General features: G+C 56.5%; 16 protein-coding genes and 4 pseudogenes. 15 read left to right on the top strand and 5 right to left on the bottom strand.

The window, feature by feature from the left end; translation table 11 throughout:
- Positions 1-1,634 (bottom strand): annotated as a pseudogene (locus JCM25156_RS20655) (recombinase family protein); the annotation flags it as partial.
- Positions 1,635-2,074: 440 nt separating this feature from the next.
- On the opposite strand from JCM25156_RS20655, the pseudogene recD2 reads away from it, so the two are divergent.
- From recD2 to JCM25156_RS27495, 9 genes and pseudogenes are all read left to right on the top strand, one after another.
- Positions 2,075-4,260: pseudogene (recD2, locus tag JCM25156_RS20650) on the top strand (SF1B family DNA helicase RecD2).
- A gap of 154 nt (positions 4,261-4,414) precedes the next feature.
- Positions 4,415-5,035 carry a DUF1203 domain-containing protein gene (locus tag JCM25156_RS01765; protein WP_242402389.1) on the top strand — a complete coding sequence of 207 codons (621 nt, stop codon included), beginning with the start codon at positions 4,415-4,417 and terminating at the stop codon, positions 5,033-5,035.
- Between the two features lie 21 nt (positions 5,036-5,056).
- A pseudogene (locus tag JCM25156_RS30450) lies at positions 5,057-5,257 on the top strand (Ada metal-binding domain-containing protein); the annotation flags it as partial.
- Between the two features lie 146 nt (positions 5,258-5,403).
- Positions 5,404-6,150 carry a methylated-DNA--[protein]-cysteine S-methyltransferase gene (locus JCM25156_RS20645; protein WP_242402388.1) on the top strand — a complete coding sequence of 249 codons (747 nt, stop codon included), beginning with the start codon at positions 5,404-5,406 and terminating at the stop codon, positions 6,148-6,150.
- A complete protein-coding gene (locus tag JCM25156_RS01755) occupies positions 6,147-6,851 on the top strand; it encodes a 2OG-Fe(II) oxygenase (protein WP_025811836.1) in 705 nt (234 codons plus the stop codon). The genes JCM25156_RS20645 and JCM25156_RS01755 overlap by 4 nt, the downstream gene beginning before the upstream one ends.
- Positions 6,841-7,470, top strand: coding sequence for a DNA oxidative demethylase AlkB (alkB, locus tag JCM25156_RS01750; protein WP_199898802.1), 630 nt, complete (start codon positions 6,841-6,843; stop codon positions 7,468-7,470). The genes JCM25156_RS01755 and alkB overlap by 11 nt, the downstream gene beginning before the upstream one ends.
- Complete coding sequence (locus tag JCM25156_RS01745; RefSeq protein WP_025811832.1) at positions 7,467-8,048, top strand: DNA-3-methyladenine glycosylase I; 582 nt, start codon at positions 7,467-7,469, stop codon at positions 8,046-8,048. Before alkB ends, JCM25156_RS01745 begins: the two co-directional genes overlap by 4 nt.
- A gap of 8 nt (positions 8,049-8,056) precedes the next feature.
- The gene (locus JCM25156_RS30145) at positions 8,057-8,296 is read left to right on the top strand and encodes a hypothetical protein (protein ID WP_206777844.1); all 240 of its coding nucleotides are present in this window, start codon (positions 8,057-8,059) and stop codon (positions 8,294-8,296) included.
- Positions 8,281-8,985, top strand: coding sequence for a DUF4238 domain-containing protein (locus JCM25156_RS27495; protein WP_084296397.1), 705 nt, complete (start codon positions 8,281-8,283; stop codon positions 8,983-8,985). The genes JCM25156_RS30145 and JCM25156_RS27495 overlap by 16 nt, the downstream gene beginning before the upstream one ends.
- A gap of 167 nt (positions 8,986-9,152) precedes the next feature.
- On the opposite strand, the gene JCM25156_RS20640 is transcribed toward JCM25156_RS27495, so the two are convergent.
- Complete coding sequence (locus JCM25156_RS20640) at positions 9,153-9,908, bottom strand: IS5 family transposase (protein ID WP_277909315.1); 756 nt, start codon at positions 9,906-9,908, stop codon at positions 9,153-9,155.
- A 207-nt stretch (positions 9,909-10,115) separates the two neighbouring features.
- On the opposite strand from JCM25156_RS20640, the gene JCM25156_RS01730 reads away from it, so the two are divergent.
- Genes JCM25156_RS01730 through JCM25156_RS31935 form a run of 3 tightly spaced genes read left to right on the top strand, consistent with a single transcriptional unit; the run spans position 10,116 to position 11,852 of the window.
- Positions 10,116-11,270 carry a ParA family protein gene (locus tag JCM25156_RS01730; RefSeq protein ID WP_051577447.1) on the top strand — a complete coding sequence of 385 codons (1,155 nt, stop codon included), beginning with the start codon at positions 10,116-10,118 and terminating at the stop codon, positions 11,268-11,270.
- The gene (locus tag JCM25156_RS01725) at positions 11,254-11,700 is read left to right on the top strand and encodes a hypothetical protein (RefSeq protein WP_025811829.1); all 447 of its coding nucleotides are present in this window, start codon (positions 11,254-11,256) and stop codon (positions 11,698-11,700) included. Before JCM25156_RS01730 ends, JCM25156_RS01725 begins: the two co-directional genes overlap by 17 nt.
- A gap of 23 nt (positions 11,701-11,723) precedes the next feature.
- Positions 11,724-11,852, top strand: coding sequence for a hypothetical protein (locus tag JCM25156_RS31935; RefSeq protein WP_277909313.1), 129 nt, complete (start codon positions 11,724-11,726; stop codon positions 11,850-11,852).
- A 247-nt stretch (positions 11,853-12,099) separates the two neighbouring features.
- Here JCM25156_RS31935 and JCM25156_RS01715 read toward each other — a convergent pair whose 3' ends face one another.
- Positions 12,100-12,558: a MarR family winged helix-turn-helix transcriptional regulator gene (locus tag JCM25156_RS01715; protein WP_025811827.1), complete on the bottom strand. Its 459-nt coding sequence runs from the start codon at positions 12,556-12,558 to the stop codon at positions 12,100-12,102.
- Positions 12,559-12,674: 116 nt separating this feature from the next.
- Between JCM25156_RS01715 and JCM25156_RS27490 the strand changes: the two genes are divergently transcribed.
- Positions 12,675-13,046 (top strand): hypothetical protein, encoded by a 372-nt coding sequence (locus JCM25156_RS27490; RefSeq protein WP_084296399.1) that lies wholly within the window; start codon positions 12,675-12,677, stop codon positions 13,044-13,046.
- Between the two features lie 320 nt (positions 13,047-13,366).
- Here JCM25156_RS27490 and JCM25156_RS01710 read toward each other — a convergent pair whose 3' ends face one another.
- Both JCM25156_RS01710 and JCM25156_RS20635 read right to left on the bottom strand, forming a co-directional pair.
- Complete coding sequence (locus JCM25156_RS01710) at positions 13,367-14,596, bottom strand: phospholipase D-like domain-containing protein (RefSeq protein ID WP_025811825.1); 1,230 nt, start codon at positions 14,594-14,596, stop codon at positions 13,367-13,369.
- A gap of 480 nt (positions 14,597-15,076) precedes the next feature.
- Positions 15,077-15,735 (bottom strand): annotated as a pseudogene (locus tag JCM25156_RS20635) (TetR/AcrR family transcriptional regulator).
- Positions 15,736-15,836: 101 nt separating this feature from the next.
- On the opposite strand from JCM25156_RS20635, the gene JCM25156_RS01700 reads away from it, so the two are divergent.
- Both JCM25156_RS01700 and JCM25156_RS01695 read left to right on the top strand, forming a co-directional pair.
- Positions 15,837-16,406, top strand: coding sequence for a hydrolase (locus JCM25156_RS01700; protein ID WP_025811823.1), 570 nt, complete (start codon positions 15,837-15,839; stop codon positions 16,404-16,406).
- Between the two features lie 57 nt (positions 16,407-16,463).
- Positions 16,464-17,864, top strand: a complete 1,401-nt coding sequence (locus tag JCM25156_RS01695) for a DHA2 family efflux MFS transporter permease subunit (RefSeq protein WP_183482173.1) — start codon at positions 16,464-16,466, stop codon at positions 17,862-17,864.
- The last annotated feature ends 194 nt before the right edge of the window (positions 17,865-18,058 follow it).

Below are 18,058 nucleotides of genomic sequence, written 5' to 3'. Positions count from 1 at the left end.
CTGAACTTGCGATGCCAACGCATCACGAACCCCAGTCCGTTTCCGGGCTGGGGTTTTCGTTTGTCCGCCTGCCGCGACCGTTAGGATGCCGGCAAGGTCGCCCCGGACGTCAATCTGGAGGCCCTTGTCGGATGGCGTAAGGATGATCGCCTCGATCAGGGAACGGATCACCTCGGCCGCCTCCTGGCGTTTCTCGTCCAACTCGGAATGCAGCATGTCGTGCAGACGCGCGAGTTGCCGGTGGTAGAACTCCGCCATCTGGGGATGGAGCAGGGGAGGCGGTGCCTCGGCTGTGGCGAGGAACTCCTTGAGTTCCGCCTTGCGGGCTTCGAGCTTGGATCCGCGTTCCTTGACCGTCTCGATGGAAATGGCTTCGGAAAGGTAGAGATCCATCAGGCGTTGGATGTCGCGTTCCACCCGCTTCAGTTCTGATTCAGCCGCGCCGATGTCGGCGGAAGCCTCCATGCGCAGCCGGTTCATCTCGGTGGTGAAGGCCGTGCAGAATTCGGCGAACAGGTCCGGATCCATCAGGTGGTGACGCAGAGCGTCGAGGACGCGCCGCTCCAGCTCCTCGCGCCGCATATTGGTCCGGTTGTCGCAGGTGCCCTTGTTGCGGGCCGTCGAGCAGCCGAGCAGGGTGCCGGAGATCATGGAATAGCCGCCACCACAGCAGCCGCATTTGCTCAGGCCGGAAAACAGATAGCGGGGGCGGCGCTTCTCGCGGAAATGATCGGGCGATGAGGTGTCGCGTGTGTCCCGGCTGGCGCTGACGCTGGCCTGCCGCGCCTTGACCGTGTCCCAAAGATCCTGATCGACGATCCGCAACTCCGGCACCTCCTGGATCACCCATTCGGATTCCGGATTGGGTCGGGCCTGGCGCTTGCCAGTATCGGGATCCTTGATGAAACGCTGCCGGTTCCACACCAGCCTGCCCACGTACATCTCATTATTGAGGATACCCGTGCCGCGTAGCCGGTTGCCGGTGATGGTCGAGAAGCCCCACGCACCACTGCCCGGTGCCGGGATACCTTCGTCGTTGAGACGGAAGGCGATGGCGCGCGGTCCCAGTCCGGCCGCGAAGTCGCGGAAGATGCGACGGACCACATCCGCCTCGTGCGGGTTGATGGTCCGGTCGCCCCGGATCGGCTCCCCATTGGCGTCGAGCCTGCGCACGACATCATAGCCGTAGGCATTGCCGCCGCCGGACTTGCCCTGTTCGACCCGGCTCGCAGGCCGCGATGCGTCTTCTCGGCCAGGTCTTTCAGAAACAGGGCGTTCATCGTGCCCTTGAGGCCGACATGCAGATGAGACACCTCTCCCTCGGAAAGGGTGACGATCCGCACACCGGCATAGTTCATGCGCTTGAAGACGCCGGCGATGTCCTCTTGGTCGCGGGACAGGCGGTCCATCGCCTCGGCCAGCACGATCTGGAACCGTCCACGCTGCGCATCGGCGATCAGCGCCTGGATGCCAGGTCGCATCAAGGATGCGCCCGAGATGGCGTGGTCGGTATATTCCTCTACGACGGTCCAGCCCTGTTTTTCCACGTGGGCACGGCAGACGCGAAGCTGGTCGGCGATCGAGGCGTCGCGCTGGTTGTCGGACGAATAGCGGGCGTAGAGCGCGACCTTCATGGCGGGTTTTCCCTTACGGTCCGGAGCGTCGGTGCTCCTGTTGTTGCGACCGGAACCAATCCCGTGCCGCACGGCGCGCCATGAGGCGAACCAGTGCCACCAGACGCGGGTCGGGGGCACTGGGGTGCAGGACAAGCCGCAACTCCGGCTCGGGCGGCCGATATACCGGGGCAATGGACTGGCTGGGTCTGTCCGTCATCGTCGCTCTCTTCCGACCGCAAGGCAAGGAAAACAGACACACGATCCGGACAGATGACTGTTATTTCAATGGAAATACGCAATGTGGGAGATCGCGCTTGCGCGTGCTCCAGCGTACGGAATCGTAGTCATGGCTGGCCCCGGATACAGGCGCGTCGTACAAATACTGGCTTACCGCAGCGTCACGGAAGGGGAGGGCGAGTCATGAACGATACGGGATTACCGTTCTGCCGGCAGGCCGGATGAGCGGACGCGCCATCGACTCTTCGCCCACGGAAGCGCTGGCGGGACTGGTCGAGCGGGTGACGTTCCACAATGCGGAGAACGGCTTCTGTGTTCTGCGGGTGAAAGTGCGGGGGCAGCGCGATCTTGTCGCTGTTGTCGGCCACGCCGCCATGATCTCGGCGGGCGAGTTCGTGCAGATGTCGGGGCGCTGGTTCAACGACCACACCCATGGGCTTCAGTTCAAGGCCGAGTTCCTCAAGGTCAGCCCGCCGACCACGGTCGAGGGCATCGAGCGTTATCTCGGTTCGGGCATGATCCGGGGTATCGGACCCGTCTATGCGAAAAAGCTGGTGAAAGCGTTCGGCGAGGCGGTGTTCGACCTGATCGAGCAGGAACCTGGACGCCTGCGGGAGGTGACGGGTATCGGTCCCAAGCGTGCCGAACGGATTGTCGCTGGCTGGGCGGACCAGAAGGTGATCCGCGAGATTATGCTGTTCCTGCACAGCAACGGCGTCGGCACCTCGCGGGCGGTGCGGATATTCAAGACCTATGGGCAGGACGCGGTCAAACTGATCAGCGAGAACCCCTACCGGCTGGCGAAGGACATTCGGGGCATCGGCTTCAAGACCGCAGATCAGATCGCCCGGAAGATGGGGATCGCACCCGACGCCATGATCCGGGTGCGGGCAGGGATATCCTATGCACTCGGCGAGGCCATGGATGAGGGGCATTGCGGTCTGCCGGTCGGGGAATTGCTGACCAGCACCGCCGAACTGCTGGAGGTCGCCGCCCCTCTGATCGAGACAGCCTCACACTGGAACTGGAAGCGGGCGACGTGGTCGCTGACAGCGTGGGAGAGACGAGTTGTATCTTCCTTGCTGGTCTCTATCGCGCGGAGCAGAGCATCGCCGAGCGACTGCATGCCTGTACCGTCGGCCGACCGCCTTGGCCGGAGATCGATGCTGAAAAAGCCATGACCTGGGTGGAGAAAAAGACCAGGCTCGCTCTGGCTCCCAGCCAGCAGGAGGCGGTGCGCCTGGCTTTGCGCAGCAAGGTTCTGGTGATCACCGGTGGTCCTGGCGTCGGCAAGACCACGCTGGTCAACGCCATCCTGAAGATCTTGACGGCCAAGGGCACGGACGTGCAGCTCTGCGCGCCAACGGGACGGGCGGCGAAGCGCCTGTCGGAAAGCACCGGATTGGAAGGCAAGACCATCCACCGCCTGCTGGAGACAGATCCGGCGACCGGCAGCTTCAAGCGGGACGATACCAACCCGCTGACCTGCGATCTGCTGGTCGTGGACGAGGCCAGCATGGTGGACGTGCTGCTTATGCGCTCCCTGCTGCGTGCGTTGCCCGATAGCGCAGCCCTGATGATCGTGGGCGACGTGGACCAGTTGCCGTCGGTCGGACCGGGGCAGGTGCTGGCCGATATCATCGCCTCGGGTGCTGTCCCTGTGGTGCGGCTGACCGAGGTGTTCCGCCAGGCAGCGCAGAGCCGGATCATCACCAATGCGCACCGGATCAACGAAGGAAAAATGCCGGAGTTGAGCGCGGAGGAAGGGTCGGATTTCTATTTCGTCGAAGCGGCCGAGCCGGAGATCGGGCTGCGCCGACTGCTGGCGGTGGTGAAGGACCGCATCCCGGCGCGGTTCGGGCTGGACCCGGTTCAGGACGTGCAGGTGTTGTGTCCGATGAACCGGGGCGGCCTTGGGGCGCGGTCACTGAATATCGAATTGCAGCAGGCGCTGAACCCGCCGGGCGAGGTGACAGTCGAGCGGTTCGGCTGGACCTACGGGCCGGGCGACAAGGTGATGCAGATCGCCAACGATTATGACCGGGACGTCTTCAACGGGGATCTTGGCGTTATCGACAGGATCGATATCGAAGAAGGCGAACTGACGGTTTCATTCGATGGACGGGAGGTCGTTTACGGCTTCGGCGAGCTGGACGAACTGGTGCTGGCCTACGCGACGACCATTCACAAGAGCCAGGGCTCGGAATACCCGGCAGTAGTGATCCCGCTGGTGACCCAGCATTACGCCATGCTGGCGCGGAACCTGCTCTACACGGGCGTGACACGGGGGCGGAAGCTCGTCGTGCTTGTGGGGCAGAAGAAGGCGCTGGGCATGGCCGTGCGAAACCAGGGTGGAAGGCGACGGTGGTCGAAGCTCAGGGAGTGGCTGGCCGGTAGCGTCGCATGATGGAGTGGCGGGGGTGAAGGGTGTGTCCCCATGTCGGCTTTCGCCTCTTATGAGCCGTCCAAGCCATAGCAATGCGAATGGAAAAGCGGCCATTGTTCATGGCGGTCGGAGCTAAAAATCTCCTGGATCGCGGGACAATTCCAATAAATCGGGCATGATTGATAAACACCTCCCGTGTAAAAATCAGTCTGCTGGTCTGGAACTGGCGTATCCGGACAAATTCGAATTTGATCGCAAGATTCGGAGCGCCGGGCTCTGGGGACGCGGTTACGGTCGTAAGCAGAAAGACAATCGACCGGAGATCACCATGTCATTCCGTATAACCGGCCTGAACCCGGCTTCTTTCCGTCACCTCTACGGCATGAGCGATGCCGATCTGAGCGCCCGGAATGTACGTCGCCATATCGCCGACAGACTTCCCGGTTTCCCGGATCGTGTTGAACTGCGTGATGCCGAGCCCGGAGAAACGGTGTTGCTTCTGAATTACACACACCAGCCCGAGCAGACGCCGTACCGGTCAAGCCACGCCATTTTCGTTCGGGAAGGGGCCGAGGCGCAATATGATGGGATCGACAGCATTCCGGACTCACTCGGGGTCCGTCTCATGGCGTTGAGAGCCTTTGATGCCCGCCACGACATGATTGCGGCAGAAATCGTGGAAGGTACCCAACTGGAATCCTTGATCGAACAGTTTTTCGACAGACCTGAAACCGCGTATCTTCATGCGCACTATGCCAGACGCGGATGTTACGCGGCCCGTATTGACCGGGTGTAGGAGAGCGCAGCCGTGACAACGATGAGCACAGACATACCGGTGGCTGTTCGGGCAGATGTATCTGTATCTTCATCTATCGAACGGGATCCGCGATGGGATCGGATCCTGAGGCGCGACAGAACGGCTGATGGCCTGTTCTGGTATTCCGTCATCACCACGGGGATCTACTGCCGCCCCTCCTGCCCCTCGCGCAGGCCACACGCGGAAAACGCATGTATTCATGGAACCGTCGATGAGGCACGTGCGACAGGGGCGCGTCCATGCCGACGCTGCGACCCGGATGGCGCGCTTGCGGAAACCGGCCATAACGGACGGGTGACGCGGGCCTGCCGAATGATCGAAGCCAGCGAGACGCTCCAACGCTCGATGTGCTGGCACAGGAAGCGGGGCTCAGCCCCACCTATTTTCAGCGTGTCTTCAGGCGTATCACCGGGCTTTCTCCCCGTCAGTATGGTGAAGCCTGCCGCGCGCAACGCCTGCGTGCTGCTTTGCGCTCCGCTGCGACCGTGACGGATGCCATCTATGCGGCTGGCTATAATTCCAGCAGCCGTTTCTATGAAAAGGCCGACAGCCTGCTTGGCATGAAGCCCGGCGCCCTGCGCGGTGGTGCTCCGGCGGAACGGCTGCGCTTTGCCATCGGCCAGTGCTCACTGGGCGCGATCCTTGTTGCTTCAGGGGAGCGGGGGATCGTGGCGATCCTCATGGGGGACGATCCTGAGATACTTGCCCGTGATCTTCAGGACCGCTTTCCCAACGCGGAACTAGTAGGTGCGGACCCTGATTACGAGGATCATGTCGCCCAGGTCGTAAGTCTCGTCGAAACGCCAGCTGTCGGGCTGGGGCTGCCGCTTGATATCCGGGGTACGGCTTTCCAGCAGCGGGTATGGAACGCGCTCCGGGCCATTTCGGCCGGCCAGACCGCAACCTATACCGAGATCGCCAGGGCAATCGGTCATCCGGAGTCCGTGCGGGCGGTCGCCAATGCCTGCGGCGCCAATGCCCTGGCTGTTGCCATTCCGTGTCATCGCGTCGTGCGCAGGGACGGGACATTATCGGGTTATCGCTGGGGTGTCGCCCGCAAGAAAGCACTACTGGAACGGGAAAAGGACGCATGAGTCCGGACAGCCTTGCAACGATAGACTGGAAAGATATTTCCAGCAGGCTGGATGAGGATGGCTGGGCAGTGATTCCCGGACTGCTGAATGAGGCCGCGTGCCAGTCACTTTCGACCCTTTATGCCAATGAGGCGGGATTTCGCAGCCGTGTCATCATGGCGCGGCATGGGTTCGGGCGCGGAGAATACCGCTATTTCTCCTATCCCCTGCCATCTCTGGTCACGACATTGCGTGAGAAACTCTATCCTTTTCTAGTTCCGACCGCGAACCACTGGATGGAACGCATGGGACTGACGCCCCGTTTTCCTGCGGATCACCAGGCCTTTCTTGCCCGCTGCCACGCGGCGGAGCAGGCGCGACCTACACCGCTATTATTACGATATGGACCAGGTGATTATAACTGCCTGCATCAGGACCTTTACGGGGAGCATGTCTTTCCGATCCAGCTTGCCGTTCTGCTGTCATGCCCGGACAGGGATTTTACCGGCGGTGAGTTCGTCCTGACGGAGCAGCGCCCCCGCATGCAGTCGCGTGTAGATGTTGTGCCCCTCAGACAGGGTGATGGCGTGCTGTTTGCCGTCAACCAAAGGCCAAAAACAGGCACACGTGGCAGTTATCGCGTCACATTGCGCCACGGTGTCAGCCGCATCCGGACCGGACTCCGTCATACGTTGGGGGTCATCTTCCATGATGCAGCCTGACCTGTTTGGCGCAGCGCGTGACGATATTGTGCTTTCCGCTGGTGCGCTGTTTCTTCCCGGCTTTGCTCTGGCGGAGGCGGCGCCGTTGCTCGCCCATATCCGGACCATCGCGACCTGTTCGCCTTTCCGGCACATGCATACTCCAGGCGGACGGCGTATGTCGGTCGCCATGACCAGTTGTGGCCGGTTTGGCTGGACAAGCGGGCGCGAGGGGTATGGTTATACATCACACGATCCCGATAGCGGGCAGGCATGGCCGCTAATGCCGCCTGTCTTCCGCGAACTGGCGCGCAACGCCGCCGCCCGAGCAGGCTTTGCGGATTTCAGTCCCGATACCTGTCTTGTCAACCGGTATGCGCCAAGTGCCCGGTTATCGCTGCATCAGGATCTGGATGAGGGAGATATGAGCGCCCCGATCGTATCCGTATCGCTCGGGTTGCCTGCTATTTTCCTATGGGGTGGCCCGAGACGAAGTGATGCCAGACGACGTATAACCCTGCATGAAGGGGACGTGATGGTATGGGGCAGAGAGGCACGCATGAATTTTCATGGGGTTGAACCGCTACTACCCGGCAAGAGTACCTATCGCTACAATCTGACGTTCCGCAAGGCGCGATGACCCGCGACGAACGTACACGCTGCCATTGGGCACGCACGGATGCCCTGCTGCAAGCCTATCATGATACCGAATGGGGTGTGCCGGAACATGACTCCCGAGCCTTGTGGGAAAAGCTCATGCTTGACGGTTTTCAGGCCGGCCTGTCATGGCGGATCATTCTGAGCAGGCGGGAGGCTTTTCGTGCGGCCTTTGCCGGGTTCAGGCCAGAAATCGTGGCAGGCTATGGCGAGAAGGAAGTCGGTCAGTTGCTGGCCAATGGGAACATCATCCGTTCGCAGACCAAGATCAGGGCGGTGATCCGCAATGCCCGTGCCTATCTGGCCATGCAGGAAGCGGGGGAGGATTTCGCCAGTTTTGTGTGGGGTAGTGTGCAGGGAAAACCAGTTATGGGGGACGGGTCAGGCACGACAACACGCTCGATAGCAGGGAATGAACTTTCTGCTGCGTTGAAAAAGCGCGGGTTCAGCTTTGTGGGACCGGTGATTGTGCATGCATGGATGCAGGCCTGCGGCATCATCAATGATCATGAAACTGAATGCTTCTGTCGGGGCAGCGTAAAGGACAGAACACCCTTGTAATCAGGATAGTGGTCGTTCGCTCAAAAGCGGGATCATCTATCATCGATAGTAATAGTCCGCTTACGCCTTCAAAATCGATGCTCTCCAATTCCTACCGATTTTATAAAAACAGACATTTTTTCGCACACTGCTTTCAAAATATGGAAAAAAATGTTGCCTATCGCTTACAAAGCAAAACCCGTATCGAAGAGACAAAATTAATATTAACCAAAAGCAAAGAAGGGGATGTTTTATGGGAACAAAAGTGAAAAATCATATAGTAACCAGAGGATATATTGCAAATTGGAAAAGCCAAAACGAAGAAGAGAAAACTGGTATATGGTATTTTGATATTGAAAAAAAAGAAGTAATTTTTTCCCCTTCTTTAAAGGCTTCCTTCGCGATAGCGAAATATATTTATGCTCCAAAGTATATTAATGACCGTCGAGATGATCGACTTGAAAATTGGTTCTCACAATTTGAAAGTGAACTTTGTGATTTTGTAAGAGATCAAAAAAAAGAATCTACTAGAAAGTGGACATCAAAAGCGTTAAAACGCGCCCTTTCTGGGATCATTTCTCTTGGATATAGAAGTGAATATACTGTAAATTCTGTAGAAAGTCATATTAAATCAAAAATGAATTTACAAGATGATCTTGAAATAAAAATTCATACATTAAATAACTTATATAATTTTATTCAAGATAGAATAAAATTTTTTACGTCAGGGACGGCCTTCATAATTGAAGAAGAAAATCCGATATTTTTGACTGGTGACCAGCCCTTCGGTGATATGACTCCGCTTGACCCTAATTATCCGACTGCTGTGTTCCCTCTGTCTCCAACACGCGTCATGGTTTTTTCACCTTCAGTCAAACCTCAGAACGGTGATTTCCAAATTGCTGTAGCAAAGGCAGATAAATTCAGACACATCACGCTTTCGCTCGGGAAGCCGTGATGCGAATGTCTCGACAATGGGTGGTATGTCCAAACCAAAATGAAGCTGAAAAAGTTAAAGCGTATTTAACAGATGAGACAATAAGCGAGGTTTCGGCAACAGATAAAATTCGAGAGTTACATATTTCCGAACCTCGAACGCTCTTTTCTTAGAGTCCTTTTGGAAATTCAAGGATGAGCGTTTCGGCGTAGCATGATGCTACCCATTGCGATGTGGATCATGGCTTCTGCGACGTCGATCCGCTGTTCGTAGTCCTTCACAAGGCGACGCCGGCGGATCATCCAGCCGAATGTCCGCTCAACCACCCATCGACGCGGGAGAACTTCGAACCCTTTTTCCGTGTCTGACCGCCGGACGATCTCAACCGTGAAGTCGAGAAAGGCAGCCTTGTCCATCAATTGCAAGCGATCGTAGGCCCCATCTGCGAACAGATGCTTCACCCACGGCCAGCGTTTACGGATGGCAGAAAGGATCATCTGGCGCGCCTGTGCTGTCTGAAATACCCGCAGGAGTGAGCCTGACCAGAAGCAGTCGGCCATCCGTATCAACGCAATGTGGCGCTTGCGACCGACAATCTTCTTGCCTGCGTCATAACCCCGGACTTCCGCGTGGGGCGCCTTGATACTTTGGCTGTCGATAACACCGCCTGAGGGACTGGCCTCGCGTCCGGCTTCCTCCCGATCCAGCATCAGGCAGACATCATGAATGGTCTGAAACAAAAAGCGGCGCATCAGCCTGCGGAGCCACCAGTAAACCGTCTGCCATGGGCCAAAATGAACCGGCAGCATCTCCCACCCGCAGCCTGAACGAACAAGATAACGCAGTGCATTGATGATTTCACGGAAATCCGTTGTCTGCTTCCGGCCACGCCGGTGCGCAGGCGCCATCAGCGGCAATATACGACCCCATTCCTCATCGGTCAGGTCAGAAGGATAGCGTTTCGTCTTGCGCCTTCATCTCAGTCATACGTGCCCTCGAAGAGCCGCCGCATAGCGGACATGAGCAGCACGATCTCTCGCGACCAAGTTGGGCCGATTGTCGACTGACCGGTTCCGAGCAATCGCCACGATATAGCTGTCCTTCCATGTCGCAAAACCTAGCGGACGGATGCCAGCGAAAGCTGGCCGTCCATGGCTTTCGCCGTGTCCATTCCTAGGATACGCTCGCTACCGATAGAGAAATTAGCTTTTGGGGGTCCAATGTCGACGAGAATTGCCATTTTCAATCATAAAGGCGGGACCGGGAAAACCGTCTCCGCGTATAATATAGGCTGGAAGCTGACAGAACACGGAAATAAGGTCCTGTTGGTGGATGGTGACTCGCAGGTAAATCTGACTGCACTTGCATTGGGCTTTGACGTATTCGACAAATATTACGAAGACGATTCTACAAAAAGCAAAAACATAAAGGACGGAGTTTCGCCAGTTCTAGAGGGAAAGCCATCAGCTTTAGAGCCATTCGATTGTCCGAGCGCCGCCAATAATCCAAACCTGTTCGTTTTACCGGGGCACGCTGAACTCGCTGCTTACGAAGGACAAATCAGTCTCGCGCAAGAGACAGGCGGCACCTTGTCAGTGATGAAGAATTTGCCCGGTGCACTCCAAGCATTTATTGGCATGATTGAAGCCCAACATGAGATTGATTACACTTTAATCGATCTCAATCCTGGTCTAGGGGCAATTAATCAAAACCTTTTCATCGCATCGGACGCTTTTATTGTCCCAACGAACCCGGATCCATTCTCGCTGATGGCTGTGGGCACACTAGGCAATCATCTCGTTCGCTGGATGAATTGGAAAGACGCGAACTTCCATAAGTTTGAAGACGCGGACTATCCTCTTCATGCTTCAAGACCAGTTTTTCTTGGTACCCTGAATTCCAGGTTCAACAAACACGCCAGCAAAGCTGCCCGAAAATTTGACGAGCGGATCGCGCAAATCGATGAGCAGGTAGAGCAGCGATTGGTACCCACTTTACAAGCTGCGGGAATGACGGCCAAGCCAGAGTGCTATCAGCGAGCTTTTGACGAGTGGAAGGACAAACTCGCCGCCGACAATAAGGGCTTGCATGCCTTGGCGCGTATACCAGATTTTCAGGGTCTCATTCACACAGCAAATCTTGCTGATCTCCCAATTTTCAAACTTGATGACACAGCTTTAAAGGCTGACAACATTCAGGGCGTTGTCAAAGAAAAGGCCATAAGAAACATCGAATCTTTTGATGTAATTTATGAAGCAATTGCTTCCAAGATAGAGATGCTTGCTAGCAATGACTGCCGCATTTGACAGATTTGAAGAGCACATTCAACAATGTGCGGAAGCAATCGAAATCTATAATCATCTTAAGGGAGTTGGTTACGCGGCGGACTTTAGCCTAAGATTTGTTTGGGTAGCGTCAATTTCTGCGCTCGACTTCTACATCTCGGAATTGATCGTCGAGAAGGGAACGCTTCATTTTGCCAATAGCATCCCGCTATCCCAGAAGCTATTGAATGAAACAGTGCCTATGGCGTCTCTTCTCGCTTTGCACTCGGTAACGCCTGCGCAGCAGGTTCTTGAGTTTAGAAAGATTATTTCGCTGGCTGTGAAATTCCGAACATTTCAGAAGGCTGAGGACGTAGCGACGGGCTCGCTTTCGTTTGGAACGAACAGCACAAGTGGAATGCGATCGCTGCTAAGCTTGGCGTTGAAAATAAGTCTGCAAAACGTAGACTAAATAGTATCGCGTATCGCCGCGATATGATTGTTCACAATGCTGATTTTGATGAAGCTACTGGCATCCTTCGCGCCTGCGATCCAAATCAAGCGCGGCAGGCTTCGGAATATATCCATGCCGTCGTGCAAGCGATCGATGAACTAGTTCCTTGATTTATTATTTCGTTTCGTCAACGCTGAATGAAACTTTTTCGAAAGGTTACACTTGGGCTTTGTCCCCAGACCGATTTCTATTCCTCTCGGCGGCAGGATGACCTTGAACGCCCGGTAATGAGCGCGAAGAGTGGTGCCAAAAGCGACCGCCATGGGCGCACACAGGCTGTCATACGTCGTCGAGTGAACGGCTGGAAAGATTGTCTGGCCGCTCCGAATCGGCCGGACGGCTTCCCCCGCCAAGTGGTTATTCATCGTTTGCCAGACCGCTGATGACCCGTCGAAGCAGATCAAGCAATAGTTCACTGTCTTCTCCCGATAGATAAAGGTGACTTTTGGCATTGATTGACGCGACAGCAGCAGCAATGTCCGGCAGTTTTTTTGCCGCTGAAGAGGTCAGCGAGATCAATGTGCTGCGCCGATCATTTGGGTCTGGACTGCGCTGGATCAACCCGTCCCGTTCCATACGAGAGAGGGTCTTGGCCATGGTGGATTGCTCTACCGCAGCAAGGCGCACCAGTTCACGTTGCGGTTGAGACTTCCCTTCCGCAAGAGCAAAAAACACAGGCAATTGGCCGGACGTGAGACCAAAAGGGCGCAAAGCATCGTCCATCTCACGTGCGAAGAGCCGGGCCGCCCAGTTGACCATATAGCCAAGGGATTGTTCACGGGATTGCCATTTATATGGCTTGCTATCTTTATTCATGGCTAGCTATATAAATCTCACGGATCCATTTCTGCAAGGACAATCCCATGCAAAGGCTTCTTTACCGTATCCATCCTCTGCTAGGAGGTTTGGCCATTCTATGCATAGCCGGTTTCATGGTCAGCACCATCGTTTCCGAACTATCTGGAAATATTCAGACTATTGCCGCGACTAAACATACTATCCTCTGGGGATTGCTTGTTCTTGTCCCTTGTCTCGCTTTCACCGGGCTGTCTGGTTATCAAATAGCGGGAAAAGCGCCTCGGGGTCTGGTGCTCACAAAACTCAAACGCATGCGAGTTATCGGACTCAATGGCATCTGTATTCTTGTCCCCTGCGCGTTTTTTCTGGCACTGCGAGCTTCTGAATTAAAGTTTGGCTGGCCTTTTTATAGCATCCAGTTTCTCGAACTGCTGGCAGGGTCAATCAATCTCGCGCTTCTTGGTATGAATTTTCGTGACGGATTACGAATGGCCTGGTCAAGATAAAAACAAGATACACGTATGTGCATCGATATATCCGGGACGATTCCAACAACGGAATTAGCCGGATTTAGATGTCTGGAATCTGCTCCTATCGCTTCAGAACCCGACGTTCTGTTTCTCCCCACTTAACCGCCGGTCTGTTCAATGAATTTGAAGCAGACCGGCGGCAGTCGCCTTCAAGGGGCTTCTATTTAACCTTCCGCATAGCGGACTGAACTCCACTCAGTGCATAGCGACTGAGTGGAGTTCAGGAACCGGACACAGACAGAGTTCTACTGAGAAATACACGATTATGCTGTGCTGGTCGTGACCAGCGGCTACGTTCAAGCGCTCTCTTTATGCCCGCGACCGTCTTTCACTTTCCAATAGATCCAGTTCAGAAAGGCATCGGTCTCGGAGAAATTTGCTCCCCCAATCCGTCTGCCGAGCGCGTGTATTGTAGCGCAGAGCTTCTCGTATCGTGGCGGGGAGATGGCCCTGAAATTTGGGTGCGTCGGGGCTGTGATGCCGAGTGCGTTCAGCGCGCCCACGGTGTTCCCGTTATAGACCGCATAGTGGTCGGGTGCGAAGGTACAGAGGATCTCGGTTGCCATGTTGAGGCCGACCCCTGGGATTGGTTCCCCTGCCTTGCGCATGGCGTCATAGCCATCGCGCGCCGGCATGGTGGCTGCTGATCGACCGAGGGCGAATAAGTCGATGACCTCCTTCGGGTGGTCGAGGGCCTCGCTGCCGCGCCGGTGGATATCGCCAGAACCCCAGAGGTGCCGGCCGCCATTGCTGGTCATAAGGTCGCGGAAGTGCGCTTGGAATGTCGCTTTCGTCGTTGCGTTGAGCGGGGTCCCTGCAAGGGCAGCGATGGCAGTCTGAACGCGAAGCGCGTCGACGCGCCGTTGCTTGCGTTCCCTGAGGTCTGACATCGCCTTAGCATCCGCTCGATAGAGCCGGTACCAATTCTCGATGACGCGGAGATCGAATGCGGACGGGAGTGCGTTGTCCCTCGCTTTTTCATACTTTTTACGCTCACGCGCATCGATTGCGTGACGGGAAGCATATTGCTCAAGGACAAGAGAGTCCAACTCTTGGAATCGCGGTGATTGTCTGTAGCGATCAAAGGTGGCTATCAACTGGGTTGTGAGCGGGTTATCGACGCTATGGTCCACACACAGCGAAAGCTCCTCGTTGGTGCTGAGCGCACCGCCCGTAAGGTTCGCCGAGCCGATCAGGCTACGATACTGGTTGCCCCGTCGCGACATATACGCCTTTGGGTGAAAAGTCGCGGCCGCACGGTCGGCGACACGAATCTTGCAGGCCCGGTGACGGTCTTTCAACGCCAAGAAGCTTTCGAGCGCGGCTGGATCCGTAAGGAAGAAGTCTGTCCCGATAAAGAGTTCGACGTTCGCGCCCATTGCGAGGCGCTTTTCTAGCAGCGGTGCAATGAGATCAGCGCCTGCGCGCTTCAGGAACGCCACCGCGATGAAAATCTCGTCGGCATTTTTGATGATGTCCGGGATAAATACTGAGTGATCGGTCTTTCCCGTGTTCGCGACGAGCATTCATTCCCTTTCTACACAAGCAAGGAATCCTGATCGTCGTGCGAACCAAGCCCCTATAAGGGTTGTAGCGGACTGATCCATTGTATGGATACCGGAATATTTTGATACCTCGAAAAATGACAGTCTTTAAGTCGCAGATATGGCCGAGGTGATGATGTCACAGGACAGTCGGTAACTTCCATTTCGACCGGACGGTTCTCGGAGTTGAAATGAATAACCGGGCTTGGTCGTGAGTTGTCATGAGCGTGAACGCTGCAAATGGCTGGTTTCGGTCATCCCTTCCCAATAACCGACCTTCTGTTCACCCCCAAAGCTGACATGAGCGGACCAAATGTCTGGTGTCAGTTTTCTCCTCTGCAGTCCGCAGTCAGAGCAGCAGAATTGTCGACATGCGGTTTCAACATCTGCCGTCGATACATCGTCAGGTAAGGAGTCGATTTTCGCTGACAGGTATTCTCCGGCCCGTATTGTTCCAGCGAATCAATAACTGTCCCCGGAAACCTGGCCCGCCCTTGTCCCCCGGCAGGGTGTGAGACGTGCGCAAAGATAGAGCCTGTTCATGCGGCGCAGTTCATCCGGAGCACCAGGTGTCGTCGGAGCGTCCTTCAGGGTCATGCCCAGCATGACCTTCATATTGTTCAGGACAACCGCCGCAATATCGCCGGCCGTCTGTTCGTCCAGTCCGGGCGCGCACACCCGCAGGGCGGCCGAAATACCGGCCAAAGCTGCTGGCGTGATCGGTCACGGATTTCCGGCCGGTCAGTATGCGCTTCCATCAGCGCCGGAAGGGATTTTACACGCGGATAAAGCACCGCCAGCAGGTCAATCAGGATGTCAGCCAGTTGTTCAGGCGAAAGATCCGCTGCGCGCCTTGCCAGCGCTTCATATTCGTCATGCACGATCGCCATGTGTTGCTGCAAGAGTGCTTCCCCGACGGCCTCCTTGTTGGGGAAGAAACGGTAGAGCGAACCGATCTTCGCGCCGGCCCTGCTGGCGATCTCCGCCATTGTGGTGGCTTCGTACCCATGTTCCGCCATGAGATCGGACGCAGCCGCAAGCAGCTCTGCCACCCGCTGCCGCCCGACTGCGCGGCGTGGCTGAAGTGTCCCCCGTTTCTCACTTGACGTATTTGAGTCCATACTCAAATATACCCCTGTTTGAGTGTCTCCTCAATTTTTGCCAGTTCCGCGCTACCCGGACAACAGATCCGACCCGCATGAACCAGCAGGGAAGAACCGTCATGATTTCTCTTTCAGCGCCCCGGACCGCCCTGATCCTGATTGATCTCCAGAAAGGTATTGTCGATCGGACGCTGGCTCCTTTCACGGGAGAGGCGGTTGTCGAACGCTCCAAAAAGCTTGCATCCCGGTTTCGGGCCGCAGGTTCGCCCGTCATTCTGGTCAATGTCGCCTTTGCTCCCGATTTCGCCGACGCCGTGCATACCGAGGTCGATCGTCCTTTTGCGCCGCCTCCGGGTGGATTTACCCCTGACTGGACCGAACTGGTCGAGGGGCTGGCCGAGCCGACAGACCTGCTAGTCACAAAGAAACAGTGGGGTGCCTTCTATGGAACCGACCTGGATCTTCAGCTTCGGCGGCGCGGAATCACGACGATCGTGCTGGGTGGCATCGCAACGAATATGGGTGTCGAGTCCACAGCCCGCGCTGCACATGAGCACGGTTATGGCGTGGTGATCGCGGAAGATCTGACATCCACTTTCGCCGAAGAAATGCAGCGTTTTGCCTGTGACCATGTTTTCCCGATGCTCGGCCGCGTTACGACCAGTGACGCCATCACTCTGGAGCCCTGAGCAAAATAGCGGCCCGCAGCCCTTCAACGCCGTGACATAAATCTGAAAGCAACAGCTTTGCCGCAATCGCAAGAGCCCGCCCGACTTCCGGCGGGCATCTGGAAAATCGTCAGTGTCGCGGCGATCGGGTCTTTCATGTCGCAACTGGATGCGACGATCGTGAATGTCTCGCTACCGGATCTCGTCACGACACTGCACGCACCATTTTCGGTCATCCAATGGGTGGTGAGCGGCTATCTGTTGGCACTTGCCCTGACACTGCCGTTGAGTGGCTGGCTTGTGGGCCGTATTGGCGGCAGGGCGGTTTATGTGGGGTGTTTCGGTGCTTTTACGATTACTTCAGGTCTCTGTGCCCTGGCATGGTCCGCTTCGTCACTCATCACATTCCGCCTCTTGCAAGGGATGGCGGGGGGATTGCTTGCACCTATGGCGCAGATGATGGTTGCCCGCGCAGCGGGCAGCCATTTGCCAAAAGTGGCCAGTGCCGTCACCATGCCGGTCCTGCTTGCCCCGCTTCTCGGGCCGGTCGTCGCGGGCGCGATCCTGTCGGTGGCGTCCTGGCGGTGGATCTTTCTTCTCAACCTGCCATTTGGTCTGCTGGCGCTCGTACTTGCCGTCCTGTTTCTGCCTGACGATCGGGCTGAGGTGCGACCCCGCTCGCTTGATATGACGGGGCTGGCCTTGCTAGCGCCCGCGCTGAGTTTTCTTCTTTATGGAACCGATCATGCGGGCCAGCTTCTCGGGCAAATAGTCCTGTGCGGTGCTCTGCTGCTGTTTGTTGCGTACTTCCGTTGGGCGCAACGGAAAGGTGACAGCGCGCTGATTGATCTCAGGCTGTTTCACACGCCTGCGTTTTCAGCGGCCGCGACGACCATGTTCCTGTTGAATGGGGTGACGTTTGCCGGACAGATGCTGCTACCGGTATGGCTCATTCATGCCTGTGGCGTCTCATCCGACCGGACTGGCCTGTTCATGCTGCCGCTGGGGCTGGGGATGATGTGTACCTATCCCCTGATGGGACATCTTACGGACCGCTTTGGTATCCGCAGGTTGACCAGTTGTGGCGCACTCTGCGCCTGTGTCGGCTCGCTGCTACTCGCTGTCCTTGCTTATACCGGCCTGAATGTTGGCATATTGGGCATTGCCCTGTTTCTGCGTGGGGCCGGCATCGGCACAGTCGGGATTCCTGCTATGAGCGCGGGTTATGCGTCCGTTGCACGGCCGGACATTCCTATGGCGACGACCGCGCTGAACATCGTGCAGCGGATTGGTGGGCCAACCATAACAACGCTCTGCGCCACGTTTCTTGGATGGCAACTGCCGACCGCCGCCATTCCCCATGCCATTTCAGGCGCATTCACCGAAACATTCGGCCTGCTCTGCATGTTTCATGCCCTGTTGTTGGTGGCAACGCTCCAGCTGCCGTCAGCGCTTCACAGGAAAACGTTGTCGTCATAACTAAATGGGATCCAGATTTTTATACGACGTGATGCAGGAAGCTGTCACAGGATGGATATCCTGGGCATAGTCACGGGCTAGTTTCCTTCCCGGAAGCCACCATCGCGCGGTACACCATGGACGCCTGCGGTTGGGCTGGTTCCGGTGCATTTATTTTGTGGCTACGTTGAGCTAATCTCCGTGTCGTCCTTGCA

It is taken from the genome of Komagataeibacter kakiaceti JCM 25156, assembly GCF_000613305.1.
This window is presented reverse-complemented; position numbering and strand designations above follow the sequence as displayed.